Raw genomic sequence first — 14,825 nt, forward strand, 5'->3', positions numbered from 1 at the left:
GCCTCCTGCTGTCAGGCGCCAGCATCGCCGAGCCACAGGCCGCCTCGCGGGTCTGCCGTCAATTGGAGGCCGATCTTGCCGCGGCTTCGCGTGGCGGCGGCGGCGGTCCGGCGATGATCCGCAAGTACGATGCCGCGATCGACCGGCAGAGCGAACAGATCTCCAAGGCCCGCAGCCAGGCGGACAATGCCGGTTGCGGGTTTTCGCTGTTTTCCCGCAACATCAATCGGTGCGCCGGGCTCAACGCCACCATCGACCGCATGAACGCCAATCTCGACAGTCTCCAGGCCAAGCGAGCCCAACTCGCCGGCGGCGGCGGCTCGCGTCGCGACCGCGGCCGCATCCTGGCCGCGCTCGACGTCAATGGCTGCCGCGACGACACGGTTGCGCCGCGCCGCGCGCCGCTGCAGGAAGCCGACCGGGAGGAAGGCGGCAACGCCAACCTGTTCGACCAGCTTTTCGGCGGCGACAACCAGCCGAGCGACACGCCTGACCAGCCGGACGATTCCGGCGAGGAACGCAATGTCCGCCGCGTCCTGAACCTGCCCGGTGTTCCAGACGCTCCGGGCACCGGCGGCGAGTTCCGCACCACCTGCGTGCGTACCTGCGACGGCTATTTCTTCCCGATGTCGAATGCCGCCTCGGTCGGCGATTTCGAGCGAGACCAGAAGAATTGCGAATCCAGCTGCCCCGGCACAGAGATGCAGGTCTTCTATTCGCGCGGCATGGACGACGATTCGTCCACGATGACCTCATCGGTCACCGGCAGGCCCTACAGCGAGCTGCCGACCGCCTACCTCTACAAGCAGTCCAACATGTCGCGGCCGCCGGCCTGCGGCTGCAATGCCGCGCAGAACTTCCAGATCATTGGCGGCAATCCGCCGGTCCCGCAGCAGTCGCCGCCGGCAACGGAAGCGGCACCGTTGGTTCCCATGCCGGCCTCCCAGCCCGATCCCGGCGCCGACCCGGAAACCTTGGCCAACAGGGACGGCGGGCTCGACCGCGACGCCATCAAGCGGCTTTCCGCCAAGCCGGTGACGTCGCCGGTATCCGCCTTGCCGCCGGAACAGCGCAAGGTCAGGGTCGTCGGGCCAACGTTCCTTCCCGACCCATCAGCGGCAATAGATCTGCAAGCTCCGGTCCCGAAGGCAGTCCGGTAAGGGCAAGCCTCAGCGGCATGAACAGCCCCTTACCCTTGCGCCCTGTCGCTTCCCTGATCTTGCCGGTCCAGTCCTTCCAGACCGTTCCGTTCCAGGGCTCGTCGGGCAGGACTTCGAAGGCCTGTTCGAGGAAGTCACGATCGTCGTCGGAGAACTCCGGCCTGTCCTGCGGCCCCTCGCGCAGGATGCGCCACCAGCCCACCGCATCGGCGAGCCGGTCGAGATTGCCGCGCACCGCTAGCCAGAACGGCTCGGCCTGTTCGCCGGAAATGCCAAGCACCATCAGCCTGTCGCGCGCCTCGTCGAACGGCATGTGGTGCATCAGCGCGCGGTTGAGCACGAACAGTTCGTCCGGATCGAACTTGGCCGATGATTTCGAGGTCGCGGCCGGGTCGAAATGGGCGGCGAGTTCGGCGAGGTCATGCGCGGCCGCGACATTCTCCGAGGTGCCGACCAGAACGGCGAGCGACGCGACGGCCATCGGCTCGATGCCGTCCTCGCGCAGGCTTTCGATGGAGAGCGCCCCGGTGCGCTTAGACAGCCCCTCGCCCGAAACGGTGGTCAAGAGATTGTGGTGGCCGAAGACAGGCGGCACGGCGCCCAGCGCCTGGAACAAGGCAATCTGCACGCCGGTGTTGGTAACATGGTCGTCGCCGCGGATGACGTGGCTGACCCCCATCTCGATGTCGTCGACGACGGATGGCAACGTGTACAGATAGGTGCCGTCCTCGCGCACCAGCACTGGATCCGAGAGCGAAGCGAGATCGACCGTTTCCTCGCCACGTACCAGATCGGTCCAACGAACCTCCGTGCGTTCGGGCTGCAGCGGATCGCTGGTGAAATTGGGCAGCAGGAAGCGCCAGTGCGGCCGGCGCCCGTCGGCCTGGTATTCGGCCACCTGCTCCTGTGTCAGCGCCAGGGCCTCTCGGCCATAGACCGGCGGCAGGCCGCGCGTGCGGCGCACCTTGCGCCGGAGATCGAGTTCTTCCGGTGTTTCGTAGCAGGCGTAGAGAACGCCCGCCGCCTTCAGCCGCTCGACCGCCGCGTCATAGACCTCGAAGCGCCGCGACTGATATTCGGTGGCATCGGGGAAGATGCCCAGCCAATGCAGGTCGTAGAGGATGGCGTCGGCGAATTCCTGCTTCGAACGGGCAATGTCGGTGTCGTCGAAGCGCTGGATGAAGCGGCCCTTGTTGTTCAGGGCAAACAGCCAGTTGAAGAGAGCGGTGCGCGCATTGCCGATGTGGATGCGGCCGGTCGGTGACGGGGCAAAACGAACGGTAACTGTCATGAAAGGGGCGTACCGGATGCCTTTGTGATTGACAAGATGCGCCCCCGCGCTGGTCGGCAGACATAGAACATGATGCGCACGATGAAAAGACTACGGCCATGCGAGGCGCATGGCCCCTGTCCGATCAGAACAGCTGGTCGAAGCGATCAGCGGCCGAAGTCGTCGGAACTGAGGCGGGTCCAGCGGTCGCCCATCAACCCACCGATAAAGATGTCGCCGGAGCGGACCGCTTGCGCAACCTCGGGAATGCGCGAGCGCACCATCGTTCCCCCGGCATAGCGGAAGAAGACATTCTTGTAGCTGAAGAGTTGCGGCATGAACCTGCTCTGCGTCTGCCCGATGATGCCCGCGCAGCCCATATTCCACGCGTCCTCCATCACGCCATCCAGCGTCGCACCCCAGTGAGGTCCGAAGGACTGGAGTTGCAGCAGGTTCGCGATGCCGCCGGCCTGACCGTAGAAAGCGTAGGCGCCGAGCATTTTACCGGCTTCGTCGTAGGTCCCCCCAAAATGAAGGGGGCCGTCGGCCCGTTTCTCGGCGGCCAGCGCGAGCAGCCGTGGCAGCTCGCCGTCCTGCCAGCGCGGCCGCAGCGAGTAATCCGAGACAAGGGTCGGCAGGCGCTCCGCAAATTGCGCGGCATCCATCGGCCCGCGATGGACCCGGTGTGACGAGGAATGCTGGACAGGCGGCTCGAACCTTTTTCTCGTAAAAGCATCGAATGCTCGGGCGCAGGGATCGAGCACGACGCGAGGCAGGCCCGGCCATTTACCGCGTGCCACTGCCGAGACCACCGCCGCCGGGCGGAAAATGCGGGTCCATCCCAGACAATGCGTCGGCAGCAACTGGTATTTCATCGGGCGGGCGAAGGCCAGGGATACGCGATTGGCCGAATCGGTCAGGTGCAGATCGAATTCGCCCTGATGCACGGCACGCAGCAATTGCGGCCCGGCCGAACCGTGATCGGTGCCGGTGTCAGCCATGAGCGGACCGATGATCGCGGCATTCATTGTCGCGCCGTTGAGCTCGTAGCGGGCCTTCAGGACGCCGAGGAAGCCACCCAGATCTCCCTGCGGGTTGATCTGGACAAGGGCGTTGCTCGCGCCTGGCCGGTCGGCAGGGTCGAGATAGATCTTTCTCATATACTCGGCCGTCTCAGCGATGGCGCGATCGAGGAGGTGACGTCGCCGACGACGAAACTTCGTGAGGAAGAGTGCGGCGACGCGCTCAAGATCTTCGGCGGCGAGCGGGCGAACCGTGCCGTGTTGAGTTGGCAGCACCGACGGCGCAGCTACTTTTTCCGCACCGGTATCTTCGGAACCAACATGCATCGTGAAGCCGAAATCCTGCGCTGACCAGTCTGATCCCAAGGTACGGGCTTACGATCGCCGGGTTGCTTTTGCGTAAACAGCCCACAACCAGCGGTAGAAAAGGCGTGTCGGCGCCCCGGCATCATGAAAAACATCTAAACTGCAGGGATGCCGCAACACTATGCCGCGCAGATCACTCCAGCCGACAGCGCCTGATGGGATGGCCTCCGGGGCGATGCCGCAGGCCATCCCAGGTCAGACGACCAGTCCCTTGGTCAGTTCGAGCGCCTGACGCTCGAACAGCCGGCGGTAAATGCCGCCTTTCAGCCGGATCAGCTCGTCGTGCGAGCCCTCCTCGACAACGTCGCCGCGATCGAAGACCAGCAGCCTGTCAAGCGCGCGCACCGTCGACAGCCGGTGCGCGATGACCAGCGTGGTGCGGCCGACCATCAGTCGCTCCATCGCCTGCTGGATCAGCACCTCCGATTCCGAATCGAGGCTGGACGTCGCCTCGTCCAGGATCAGGATGCGCGCATCGGCCAGGAAAGCGCGCGCGATGGCGACGCGTTGCCGCTCGCCGCCCGACAATTTCACGCCGCGCTCGCCGACCAGCGTGCCATAACCCTTCGGCAGGCTGGTGATGAAGTCATGCGCGCTGGCCAGCTTCGCGGCATGCTCGATCTCCTCCTGCGTCGCGTTCGGCCTGGCATAGGCGATGTTTTCGGCCAGCGAGCGATGGAACAGGATCGGCTCCTGCTGGACGATCGCGATCTGCCCGCGCAGCGACGCCTGCGCCACCTGCGAGATGTCCTGGCCGTCGATCAGGATCTTGCCCGCATTGACGTCATAGAGCCGCTGGATCAGCTTGACGAAGGTCGTCTTGCCCGAACCGGAGTGACCGACGAGCCCGACGCGTTCACCCGGCGCGATATCGACCGAAAAGTCGCGATAGAGCGGCGACCGGTGATTGCCGTAGTGAAACGTGACCTTGTCGAAGCTGATCGACCCTTGCGCGATCCTGATCGGCCTGGCACCGGGCCGGTCCTCGATGCCGAGCGGTTCGGACTGAAAATCGACCAGTTCCTCCATGTCGTTAACCGACCTCTGCAAATTGCGGATATGCGTGCCGATATCCCTGAGATAGCCCTGCAGCACGAAGAACGAGGTCAGCACGAAGGCGACGTCACCGGCGCTCGCCTGCCCCCACGACCACAATAGCAGCGAGAGGCCGATCACCGCGGCGCGCATGACCAGCAGCAACGCCCCTTGCGTGGTGCCGTTGATGGTGCCGCGCACCCAGGTGCGCCGCGTGCGCGCCCGCCATTTGGCGACAACCCTGGCGAGGCGGCGCTCTTCGCGCTCCTCGGCGCCAAAGCCCTTGACCACGGCGTTGCAGCTGACAGCGTCGGCAAGCGAGCCGCCAAGGCGCGTGTCCCAGGTGTTGGCGAGCCTGGCCGCCGGCGCGACATAGCCAAGCGACAGCATCGCCGTCACCATGATGAACAGCACCGAGCCGGCGGCAACGACCACGCCCATCAGCGGCCAGAACCAGCCGAGCAGCAGCGTCGAGCCGACGAGCATGACCACCGACGGCAGCAGCGCGATCAGGATCGTGTCGTTGAGCAGGTCGAGTGCCCACATGCCGCGCGTCACCTTGCGCACGGTCGAGCCGGCAAAGCTGTTGGCGTGCCAGTCGGTGGAAAAGCGCTGGACGCGATGGAAGGCATCGGCGGCAATGTCGGCCATCATCTTCAGCGTCAGTTCGACGATGCCCATGAACGCCAGGTTGCGCAGCACGACGCCCGTCAAGGCAAGCGCCATCAATATCGAAAACGCCGTCATCGCGGCGTTCCAGGCGATGGCGTCCGCGCCGGCGCTGCTGGCAACGGCGTCGACCAGCCGGCCGGAATAGAGCGGCGTCAGGACGTCGGCCAGCGTCGACAGCAGGAAACCACCCATGATCAGCGAAAGCCGCCGGGGCTGGCGCCGCCAATGGGTAAGCGTGAAACCAAGGACGCTACGAAAGGCGCTCGCGCGCAAATCGATCTTGAAACGAGTCATGATGTCATTCGGGCGCAAACGAGCCCGATCCCAGTAAAGTCGAAAATTGAAGAAGCCGCGCAAGGGCCCAATGATTGCCCAGAAAGCGGAGTGGCATATTTTGGCGCCACGCCCGTGATCGGGCGGCGACCGGCATCGGCGTAGGCCTTTGCTCACTTCGGCTCCGATGCGAAGGACGGACCTTCGCGGGGCGCCGGATGAGACCTAGGCTTCGCGGCCTCGCATTACCATTTTAAATACTGCCATTCGGACCTCCCGCAAATGAATCGCGGAGTGGTCCTTATAGAGACGCTCTGACACATCGCCAAGACGGGCCTTGCCCAAAAGCGTATCTGGTCCAACCAGTGCGATTATTTTGCAACAACGGCGGCGGGAGCTTTCGCCGCTCCGGTCACTGGGGCGCACGGTCCAAGCGCATGTATCGGCCGCCGGTCGATGCCTTGAAGCCCAGCTTTTCGTAGAGCCCATGCGCATCACCGGTCGAGAGGCTCCAGTGCGAGACGGTGCCGAGCTCGGGATGATCGATGAGTGCCTGCACCAGCAGCTGGCCGATGCCCTGCCCGCGATTGTCGGGCCACACGATGATGTCGGCGAGATAGGCGAACACCGCGCGGTCGGTGATCGCCCTGCCGAAACCGACCTGCTTGCCATCGATGTAGGCGACGGCGCAGAACGAGTTGGCGAAGGCCCGGCGATGAAACTCGTCGCTGCGTCCAGCCCCCCAATAGCTCGCCATCAGCAGGTCGGAGGTCGCACGGAAATCGATCCGCGCGGGGTCAAAGCTGATTTCACAGTCTGGCATGCTGCGTCCTCACCCCGCGGCATCGCGCATCTTCGCCCATTGGACAAACTGCGCGTTACCCACGATCCCTGAAACGGTTGGTTATGGGATAGCGGCGGTCGCGGCCGAAATTCTTCCGGGTGATCTTCACCCCTGGTGCCGCCTGCCGGCGCTTGTATTCGGCGATGTAGAGCAGATGCTCGACGCGCGTCACCATCGCCCGGTCATGGCCGCGCGCGACGATGTCGTCGACGCCCATCTCGTTCTCCACCAGGCATTCGAGGATGTCGTCCAGCACCGGATAGGGCGGCAGCGAATCCTGGTCGGTCTGGTTCTCGCGCAATTCCGCCGACGGCGCCTTGTCGATGATGTTCTTCGGGATGACCTCGCCCGAAGGTCCGAGCGCGCCCGGCGGCACGTGGCCGTTGCGCCAGCGCGACAGCGCGTAGACCTGCATCTTGTAGAGATCCTTGATTGGATTGAAGCCGCCGTTCATGTCGCCATAGAGCGTGGCATAGCCGACCGACATCTCGCTCTTGTTGCCTGTCGTGACCACCATCGAGCCGAACTTGTTGGAGATCGCCATCAGGATGGTGCCGCGCGCGCGGCTCTGCAAATTTTCCTCGGTGATGCCTTCCTTCGTGCCTTCGAAGAGCTGGGTCAACGCGTGCAGGAAACCTTCGACCGGCTCGAAGATCGGCACGATGTCGTAGCGGCAGCCGAGCGCGCGGGCGCAATCCTCGGCGTCCTTGAGCGAATCCTTCGAGGTGTAGCGGTAGGGCATCATAACGGCGCGCAGCCGCTCTTCGCCGAGCGCGTCGACGGCAAGGGCCGCGCAAATCGCGGAATCGATGCCGCCGGACAGACCGAGCACCACATTCTTGAAGCCGTTCTTGTTGACGTAGTCGCGCAGGCCCAGCATGCAGGCGCGATAGTCGGCCTCCTCCCGCTCGGGGATCTTCGACATCGGCCCTTCCGAGCAGGCCCAGCCGTCCTCCCCGCGCTTCCACGTGATGACGTCAACCGCTTCCTCGAACTGGCTCATCTGGAAAGCCAATGTCTTGTCGGCCCCGATGGCAAACGACGCGCCGTCGAAGATCAGCTCATCCTGGCCGCCGAGCTGATTGGCATAGGTGATCGGCAATCCGCATTCGATGACCTGGCGGATGACCACCTGATGGCGGACATCGATCTTGGCGCGATAATAAGGCGAGCCGTTCGGAACCAGCAGGATTTCCGCCCCGCTTTCCGCCAGCGATTCGCAGATGCCGACATCGCCCCAGATGTCCTCGCAGATCGGAATTCCGATACGCACACCACGGAAATTGACTGGCCCCTGGATCTCGGGCCCGGCCTGGAACACACGCTTCTCGTCGAACTCGCCATAGTTCGGCAGGTCGAGCTTGTAGCGTTCGGCGATGATCTTGCCGCCGTCGGCGACGATGATCGAATTGTGCGTGCCGCTCTTGCGCTGCAGCGGCGTCCCGATGATGACGCCGGGGCCGCCATCGGACGTATCGGCGGCAAACTCCTGCGCCGCCTTTTCGCACGCCGTGAGGAAGGACGGCTTCAGCACCAGATCCTCAGGCGGATAACCGGCAAGAAAAAGCTCTGTGTAGAGCACGAGATCGGCGTCTTGGCGCGCGGCATCGGCCCTCGCCTCGCGGGCCTTGGCGAGGTTGCCGGCGACATCGCCGACGGTCGGGTTGAGCTGGGCGATCGCGATGCGCAGTGTGTCGGGCTTCTTGGTCATGCCTGCTGACTTAGCGCGGCAAAATTCGCCTCGCAATGGCGTTCGCTTGGACCAACCCCGACACGATTGACGTCGTCAATCGTGTCGATTGATACCATCGGTGGTGTCGAGACCGTCGATCAGTCGTCGCCCATATATTCGCGCAACGACTGCGGAGAATGGTTCTCGCCGATCGACATCGCCAGGATTCGGGAAATGTGCCGGCGCGGCAGGCCTGTGTCCGCCACCCATTGATTGATCTGGGCCTGAATTTTGTCGAGGTCCTTCTTCGAGGTCGGGCTTTCGGCAATGTCGAGGCCGGCGTCGCGAAGCGCCGCCGCCATATCGGCTGAAATGACGAAGGCATCCCAGCCCAGCCAGCGCAGGAAGTACTGGCCGGTATTGCCGCCCAGCCGGCTGCCATGCTTGCCGAGATAGGCCATGATGCCGACCTGGTCGCCGGCGGGCCAGTTGGCGAGGAATGCACCGAAGCCGCCATGCTCTTTCGACACGCGTTCGACGAAGGCAGCGTTGTCGCGCACGGATTTGATCTTCTGCGGGTTGCGCACAATGCGCTGGTCGGAAGCCAGATCGTGCCAGAAATCGTCAGGCTGGAACACCAGCCGCTTCGGCTCGAAGCGCAGAAATGCCTCCTCGAAGCCCGGCCATTTCTGTTCGATGACGCGCCAGACGAAACCGGCGGCAAAGATCCGCTCGGCCATGGTGGACAGAATGCGATCGTCGGGGATATCGGCGACCGCGGCATTGTCGGGCACCGGCCCGAGCAGCATTGCAAGCTCGGCTTCGCCGCCCTTGCGTTCTGCCGCACGCAGGCGAATTTTCTGGAAATTGGCCATGGGTCCCTCGCTGTTGGCTTGAATGTAACACTTCCCGCGAGAGGCGGCAGCCTCTACGTCTATCTCCACCGACGACGGAGGCTGCCATGAACAAGACAATCGACGACCTGGCGAACCGCTGGCTCAAGCGACGGCCTGATGGCCTCAGCCAGCTCGAGAGCCGGGTGTTGCAATCGACACTCGAACGCACCACGATCTCCAGGGACACCAACAAGGCCGTCGCCTTCCATCAGACCTTTGGCGACCGTCTTGCCGATACGATCGCCCGCATCGGCGGCTCCTGGTCCTTCATCCTGGGGTTCATCGCCTTCCTGATTGTTTGGACAGCTGGCAATGTCTGGCTCTTGACGCGCGACGCCTTCGACCCCTACCCGTTCATCTTCCTCAACCTGGTGCTGTCGATGGTCGCCGCCTTGCAGGCGCCGGTGATCATGATGGCGCAGAACCGCCAGACCGAGCGCGACCGCATCGACGCCGCCCACGACTACGAGGTCAATCTGAAGGCCGAGATCGAGATCATGGCGCTGCACGAGAAGCTCGATGAACTGCGCCACAGCGAGATAATCGGCATGCGCGACGAGATCGTGCGGCTGGCGGAAGTGGTCAAGCGCATCGACGAGAGGCTGGCGCGGCAGCAGTCGGCTTCATGACTGACGCGATCCATCATTTCATTGAGCAATATGGGCTCATTGCCGTCTTTTTGGGCTGCGTCGCCGAAGGCGAGAGCGCCGCGATCCTTGGCGGCTTCTTCGCCCACCAGCATGTCTTCGTCCTGTGGCATGCCATGGTCGCCGCGGCCCTCGGCGCCTTCACCGGCGACACCTGCTTCTTCATTCTAGGGCGCAGTTTCGCCGATCATCGCTATGTCAAAAGGCTGCGCCGGCGCCCCGGTTTCAGCCGCGCCTACCGCCTGCTCAACACCCATCCCAACATCTTCGTGCTGTCGAATCGCTACATCTACGGCATGCGGCTGGTCGGCGGCATCGCGGCTGGCCTTTCGACCATACCGATGCCGCGCTTTGTCATCCTCAACGCCATCTCATCGGCAATCTGGGCGGCGCTGTTCATCACCATCGGTTATGTGTTCGGGCTGGGCGCCGAGCATTTCGTCGGCCAGGCGTTGATGCGCCACGAGCGGCTGTTCATCGGGCTCGGCGTCGGCTTGACGGTAGCAATCCTTGCCTGGTTCATCGCAGGCCACATCGCCAAGCGGGAACGTCGCCGGGAGCAGTGACGCCACCGGCCTCCATGGGCGCTCGGAAAGTCAGATGGGAAAGCCGGTGACCCGCTCGATGAGCGCTATGCCCCAGACTCCGGCGACGATGACGACCGAAATCAGCACCGCCAGCGAACCACAGTCCTTGGCCAACTGGATGTCGACATTGAACTCTCGGCTGAAGGCATCGCAGGCCGCCTCGATGCCGGTGTTCAGCACCTCGACCATGATCAGGAGCAGCACGGCGCCGATGAGCAGGCCGTAGCCACGCCACGAAACCGAAACGAACCATCCGGCTGGCAAGGCCAACGCCAGCAGCATCAGTTCCTGCTGGAAGGCTTTCTCATGGGCGGCCAGTTTGCGAAACGCCCGCACCGAATTGATAAATGCATCGATCAGCCGCTGCATGCCCAAATCCCTCTCCGAGTTACCGGCAGGGGATAAAGCAATGGCCCGATCAAGGGAATAAGACAGCCCGTCCAAAATTCATTCGGCAACCGCTATCGAAGGCGTCGACTTTTCAAACTGCGGCAGCCCGTCGTCGATCGAATAATAGTCGCCCTTGTCGCCGACGAAGATATGACAGTCGGCCTTGAGACCCGTCGGCCCGTCGAACGCTCCCGCCATGACCGAAATATAGTCTTGTGTCCTTGGCTTCCAGAAAAGCGCGGACCCGCATGTCTTGCAAAAGCCGCGACTGGCGAAAGCGGACGCTTCATACCAGGTGATGCTTTCGATACCCTCGATCACGATGTCGGCGTCGGCAACATTGGTCGCGGCGTAGAAATGCCCGCTTTGCTTCCTGCATTGCGAGCAATGACAGTAGACGACGCCCCGCAGCGCTCCACTTGTCCGGAAGCGGACCGCTCCGCACAGGCATGATCCATGGTGGCTGTCGCTCATTTCGGCACCCCTAGACAAACCTCGTTCAGCTCCATCGCCAGGATTCCACCTTTGCAGTGGTTGTGCGCAAGGAAATACGACATCGATTGGCGCGGTAAAATCGAAATTCGGTTTCATCTCCAGCAGCGCACATCTCGGATTTCGAGTTCAAAGCGGCCGAACTGTGTGCCACCTCGCGACAATGGTGCAGAAATTTACGCATCTACAGCCACAGGCAGAGGAGAACCTGTGGAAGTCGTGCGGATTAAGGAAACTTTAGCGCTGCCGCATCTATAGTCGTGCCAAGCGAAGATCGCGGGTGGGGATGCGTCTCTTCGCAAGATGTTCTGGAATATCGATAGCCGCTCCCCAGGTCGGCGATGGGACCCGCAAACCCTGTCTCGGGATCCAATGGGAAGAGTGAACCAGACATGCAGTCGGCAGCCGCCACTACGGACAAGAATACTGACATTGCATCCGCCGTCGTCGCCACCATGCGCCAGCTTGGCGTGCTGGGCCTGCCCCGCAACTACGAGATCTTCTACGAGGCCTTGAGCGGCACCAACCGCGACCTCAGCCTCGCCGTGCTCTCGCTGAGCAACCGCCCGACACAGGACGAGTTGGACAAGATCGGCCGTTCTTTCTTCGCCCAAAACCACGGTCCGGGTATCGTCGAGCATGCTCGGGACGTCATCGCCAGGGAGCTCGAGGAAGTCGCATCGCTGCTGCGCAGCGAACGCAGCCACATCGAGAAATACGGCAGGATCCTCGATGAGACCTCCAGCGGCTTGAGTGGCCGCAGCCTGCTCTCGCAGGAACTCTTGCAGAAGATCGCCAATGCCATGGCCGTTGCCACCAATTCGACGATCGATCACGGCCGGCAGATAGCCTCGACGCTAAGCGACAAGACGGCGGAACTGGAGAGCGTCAAGTCGAAGCTCGAGGAATACAAGCGGCTGGCCAACACGGATCCATTGACGCAAATCTGGAACCGGCGCGCCTTCGACAAGGAGATCACCAGGATCTACACCAGCAACAAGGGTATCCTGTTCAATGCGTTGATCCTCGCCGACATCGATCGGTTCAAGGATATCAACGACCGGTACGGCCATCCCGTCGGCGACAGGATCATCCAGATCATCGCCGAGATCTTCCAGACCAGCATTCGCGGCGACATGTTCGTCGCCCGTACGGGGGGTGAGGAATTCGCGCTGATCATCGAGGGCGCAAGCGAAGATGCAACCTACGAGATCGCCGAGCGCATCCGCTCCCTGATCGAGCAGACGCCGTTCACCAGCAGCCAGACCGGCACGAACTACGGCACCGTGACGGTATCGATGGGCATCTGCATGGCATCGGAGGCCGAAGGCCCAGAGGACCTCTACACCAAGGCCGACCGGGCGCTCTATCGCTCGAAGGTGAGCGGGCGCAACCGCGTCACCAAGCATTCGACGATGGCCGGTCGCGCCGGCAAAAGCTGGCTGCTCTACAAAAAGGACTGACAGCTGACCGGATTACGCCTCGAATGCCCTTCCCGACATGAGGGCGAGCTCGCGACCGCCCAGCCGACGAGTGACGCATTTCATGCCCCTCACCGGTACTCGCCTTTTTCGATGCGCGGCGGCACAATATCTTCTTCTGGTATCTGATCCAATTTGAAGATCAAGTCCGCGCCTTCTGCGGTCTCCAGCAATCCCTGCAGGTGGGGGGCGACAAACGGCGCATCTTCGTCGAGAAACAGGGATCCGGTATCGACCAAATAGGTGGCCAATCCCGCGGATCCCATGCCATGCACCAGCAATTCTCCGCCGCCGCCATTGTCGCCATAGGGCATCGCGCCAGGGATTGCCGCCGATACGCCATAGGCTCGGTCCATCGCCATGACATGCTCGGGACCCCATAGGCGCAATTCGCCATGACGATTCCACAGCAGCACCAGGTTGGTCATTTCCCTGACAATCTCAAAATAGCCCGCCGGAACGTGCGGATAGGTCTGGCGTAGCCGCTCGATATCGCCCGGCTGAGCCGGGAGGCCGTATGAGTAGACCTGAAAGGCGGCCGCTAATTCCATGACATTTGCTGCAGCGGTTTGGTCGCAGGAAGCTCGTTGCGATGCGCCCGGGTCGGCGTCATCCGCCGGACTTGAAAAGCGCCGGCGCGGGCCAGCGCTTCTTCAACTTGGCAAGTGGCCAATCAGCCGTTGGCGACCTGCTTGTGCTGCACCGGATGGCTTTTCTTCAGCAGGTCCGACACCAGGAAGGCCAATTCGATCGCCTGGTCCGCGTTGAGGCGCGGGTCGCAATGCGTGTGGTAGCGGTCCTGCAGTTCCTCGGCGGTGATGGCGCGCGCACCGCCGGTGCATTCGGTGACATTCTTGCCGGTCATCTCGACATGGATGCCGCCCGGATGCGTGCCTTCGGCGCGATGCACCTCGAAGAAGGTCTGTACCTCCTTCAGGATGCGGTCGAACGGCCGCGTCTTGTAGCCGGCGGCCTCGATGGTGTTGCCATGCATCGGATCCGACGACCAGACCACGCTGCGGCCTTCCTTCTGCACCGCGCGCACCAGCTTCGGCAGATGGTCGGCGACCTTGTCGGAGCCGAAGCGGGCGATCAGCGTCAGCCGGCCCGGCTCGTTCTCGGGGTTGAGCAGGTCGATGAGTTCCAGCAAACCGTCAGCGGTCAGCGACGGGCCGCATTTCAGGCCGAGCGGGTTCTTGATGCCCCGGCAATACTCAACATGCGCATGATCGGGCTGGCGCGTGCGGTCGCCGATCCAGATCATGTGGCCCGAGGTGGCGTACCAGTCGCCCGAAGTCGAATCGACGCGGGTCAGCGCCTCTTCGTAGCCGAGCAGCAGTGCTTCATGGCTGGTGTAGAAATCGGTCTCGCGCAGCGCATAATTGGTCTCCGAGGTGATGCCGACGGCCTTCATGAAGTCCATTGTTTCGGTGATACGGTTGGCCAGCGACTCGTATTTCTCGCCCTGCGGGCTGTCGGAGACGAAGCCGAGCATCCAGCGATGCACGTTCTCCAGGCTGGCATAGCCGCCCTGCGCGAAGGCGCGCAGAAGATTGAGCGTCGCCGCCGATTGGCGGTAGGCCATTTCCTGGCGTGCGGGATCGGGTATACGCGATTTGGCGTCGAATTCGATGCCGTTGATGATGTCGCCGCGGTAGCTCGGCAACGTCACCTCGCCCTTGGTCTCGTTGTCGGAAGAGCGCGGCTTGGCGAACTGGCCGGCAACGCGGCCGACCTTCACCACCGGCTGTGCGCCGGCGAAGGTCAGCACGACCGACATCTGCAGGAAGACGCGGAAGAAGTCGCGGATGTTGTCGGCGCCATGTTCGGCAAAGCTTTCGGCGCAATCGCCGCCCTGGAGCAGGAAGGCGTCGCCGTTTGCGACCGCCGCGAGCTGCTTCGTCAGCTTGCGTGCCTCGCCGGCAAAGACCAGCGGCGGGAAGGTGGCGAGCTGGGCTTCCGTGTTCTTCAGCGCGGCAAGATCCGGATAGGCAGGAACCTGCTTGATCGGCTTTGCT

The 14,825-nt window shown here is 63.0% G+C and carries 14 protein-coding genes; 4 read left to right on the top strand and 10 right to left on the bottom strand.

What is annotated here, in order from left to right; translation table 11 throughout:
* A partial coding sequence (locus C1D09_RS15780; protein WP_143975185.1) for a DUF2865 domain-containing protein occupies positions 1 to 1,160 on the top strand: 1,160 nt, incomplete at its 5' end.
* Here C1D09_RS15780 and C1D09_RS15785 read toward each other — a convergent pair.
* The 6 genes from C1D09_RS15785 to C1D09_RS15810 all read right to left on the bottom strand — a co-directional run bounded on the left by C1D09_RS15785 (position 1,078) and on the right by C1D09_RS15810 (position 9,189).
* Positions 1,078 to 2,451 carry a glutamate--tRNA ligase gene (locus C1D09_RS15785; RefSeq protein ID WP_143975186.1) on the bottom strand — a complete coding sequence of 458 codons (1,374 nt, stop codon included), beginning with the start codon at positions 2,449 to 2,451 and terminating at the stop codon, positions 1,078 to 1,080. The genes C1D09_RS15780 and C1D09_RS15785 overlap by 83 nt on opposite strands.
* Before the next feature lie 146 nt (positions 2,452 to 2,597).
* On the bottom strand, positions 2,598 to 3,779 hold the full coding sequence (locus C1D09_RS15790) for a hypothetical protein (RefSeq protein ID WP_143975195.1): 1,182 nt from the start codon (positions 3,777 to 3,779) through the stop codon (positions 2,598 to 2,600).
* Between the two features lie 234 nt (positions 3,780 to 4,013).
* Positions 4,014 to 5,819, bottom strand: coding sequence for an ABC transporter ATP-binding protein (locus C1D09_RS15795; protein WP_143975187.1), 1,806 nt, complete (start codon positions 5,817 to 5,819; stop codon positions 4,014 to 4,016).
* A gap of 391 nt (positions 5,820 to 6,210) precedes the next feature.
* A complete protein-coding gene (locus C1D09_RS15800; protein WP_143975188.1) occupies positions 6,211 to 6,621 on the bottom strand; it encodes a GNAT family N-acetyltransferase in 411 nt (136 codons plus the stop codon).
* Positions 6,622 to 6,676: 55 nt separating this feature from the next.
* Positions 6,677 to 8,353, bottom strand: coding sequence for an NAD+ synthase (locus tag C1D09_RS15805; protein WP_143975189.1), 1,677 nt, complete (start codon positions 8,351 to 8,353; stop codon positions 6,677 to 6,679).
* Between the two features lie 119 nt (positions 8,354 to 8,472).
* Entirely contained in the window at positions 8,473 to 9,189 is a 717-nt protein-coding gene (locus tag C1D09_RS15810) for a DNA-3-methyladenine glycosylase I (protein ID WP_143975190.1), read from the bottom strand.
* A gap of 86 nt (positions 9,190 to 9,275) precedes the next feature.
* Between C1D09_RS15810 and C1D09_RS15815 the strand changes: the two genes are divergently transcribed.
* Positions 9,276 to 9,839: a DUF1003 domain-containing protein gene (locus C1D09_RS15815; RefSeq protein ID WP_143975191.1), complete on the top strand. Its 564-nt coding sequence runs from the start codon at positions 9,276 to 9,278 to the stop codon at positions 9,837 to 9,839.
* Positions 9,836 to 10,423, top strand: a complete 588-nt coding sequence (locus tag C1D09_RS15820) for a DedA family protein (protein ID WP_143975192.1) — start codon at positions 9,836 to 9,838, stop codon at positions 10,421 to 10,423. The genes C1D09_RS15815 and C1D09_RS15820 overlap by 4 nt, the downstream gene beginning before the upstream one ends.
* Before the next feature lie 30 nt (positions 10,424 to 10,453).
* On the opposite strand, the gene C1D09_RS15825 is transcribed toward C1D09_RS15820, so the two are convergent.
* Positions 10,454 to 10,813: a diacylglycerol kinase gene (locus C1D09_RS15825; protein WP_027052020.1), complete on the bottom strand. Its 360-nt coding sequence runs from the start codon at positions 10,811 to 10,813 to the stop codon at positions 10,454 to 10,456.
* A 78-nt stretch (positions 10,814 to 10,891) separates the two neighbouring features.
* A complete protein-coding gene (locus tag C1D09_RS15830; RefSeq protein ID WP_143975196.1) occupies positions 10,892 to 11,308 on the bottom strand; it encodes a GFA family protein in 417 nt (138 codons plus the stop codon).
* A gap of 410 nt (positions 11,309 to 11,718) precedes the next feature.
* Here C1D09_RS15830 and C1D09_RS15835 point away from each other — a divergent pair, with 410 nt between their 5' ends.
* Positions 11,719 to 12,789 (top strand): diguanylate cyclase, encoded by a 1,071-nt coding sequence (locus C1D09_RS15835; RefSeq protein ID WP_143975193.1) that lies wholly within the window; start codon positions 11,719 to 11,721, stop codon positions 12,787 to 12,789.
* Between the two features lie 89 nt (positions 12,790 to 12,878).
* Here the strand turns inward: C1D09_RS15835 and C1D09_RS15840 are convergent, their stop codons facing one another.
* Together C1D09_RS15840 and C1D09_RS15845 are read right to left on the bottom strand one after the other, a co-directional pair.
* Positions 12,879 to 13,358: a hypothetical protein gene (locus C1D09_RS15840; RefSeq protein WP_143975194.1), complete on the bottom strand. Its 480-nt coding sequence runs from the start codon at positions 13,356 to 13,358 to the stop codon at positions 12,879 to 12,881.
* Between the two features lie 122 nt (positions 13,359 to 13,480).
* Positions 13,481 to 14,825: class II 3-deoxy-7-phosphoheptulonate synthase (locus C1D09_RS15845; RefSeq protein ID WP_246135764.1), on the bottom strand; the 1,345-nt coding region annotated here is incomplete at its 5' end.

Origin of the sequence: Mesorhizobium intechi (assembly GCF_002879535.1) — a bacterium.
In the GTDB taxonomy this organism is placed as follows: Bacteria; Pseudomonadota; Alphaproteobacteria; order Rhizobiales; family Rhizobiaceae; genus Mesorhizobium; species Mesorhizobium intechi.

Excerpts from the sequence above, each read along its gene's own strand:
- C1D09_RS15785 (WP_143975186.1), bottom strand. The coding sequence starts at position 2,451 with ATGACAGTTACCGTTCGTTTTGCCCCGTCACCGACCGGCCGCATCCAC.
- C1D09_RS15790 (WP_143975195.1), bottom strand. The coding sequence starts at position 3,779 with ATGCATGTTGGTTCCGAAGATACCGGTGCGGAAAAAGTAGCTGCGCCG.
- C1D09_RS15795 (WP_143975187.1), bottom strand. The coding sequence starts at position 5,819 with ATGACTCGTTTCAAGATCGATTTGCGCGCGAGCGCCTTTCGTAGCGTC.
- C1D09_RS15800 (WP_143975188.1), bottom strand. The coding sequence starts at position 6,621 with ATGCCAGACTGTGAAATCAGCTTTGACCCCGCGCGGATCGATTTCCGT.
- C1D09_RS15805 (WP_143975189.1), bottom strand. The coding sequence starts at position 8,353 with ATGACCAAGAAGCCCGACACACTGCGCATCGCGATCGCCCAGCTCAAC.
- C1D09_RS15810 (WP_143975190.1), bottom strand. The coding sequence starts at position 9,189 with ATGGCCAATTTCCAGAAAATTCGCCTGCGTGCGGCAGAACGCAAGGGC.
- C1D09_RS15815 (WP_143975191.1), top strand. The coding sequence starts at position 9,276 with ATGAACAAGACAATCGACGACCTGGCGAACCGCTGGCTCAAGCGACGG.
- C1D09_RS15820 (WP_143975192.1), top strand. The coding sequence starts at position 9,836 with ATGACTGACGCGATCCATCATTTCATTGAGCAATATGGGCTCATTGCC.
- C1D09_RS15825 (WP_027052020.1), bottom strand. The coding sequence starts at position 10,813 with ATGCAGCGGCTGATCGATGCATTTATCAATTCGGTGCGGGCGTTTCGC.
- C1D09_RS15830 (WP_143975196.1), bottom strand. The coding sequence starts at position 11,308 with ATGAGCGACAGCCACCATGGATCATGCCTGTGCGGAGCGGTCCGCTTC.
- C1D09_RS15835 (WP_143975193.1), top strand. The coding sequence starts at position 11,719 with ATGCAGTCGGCAGCCGCCACTACGGACAAGAATACTGACATTGCATCC.
- C1D09_RS15840 (WP_143975194.1), bottom strand. The coding sequence starts at position 13,358 with ATGGAATTAGCGGCCGCCTTTCAGGTCTACTCATACGGCCTCCCGGCT.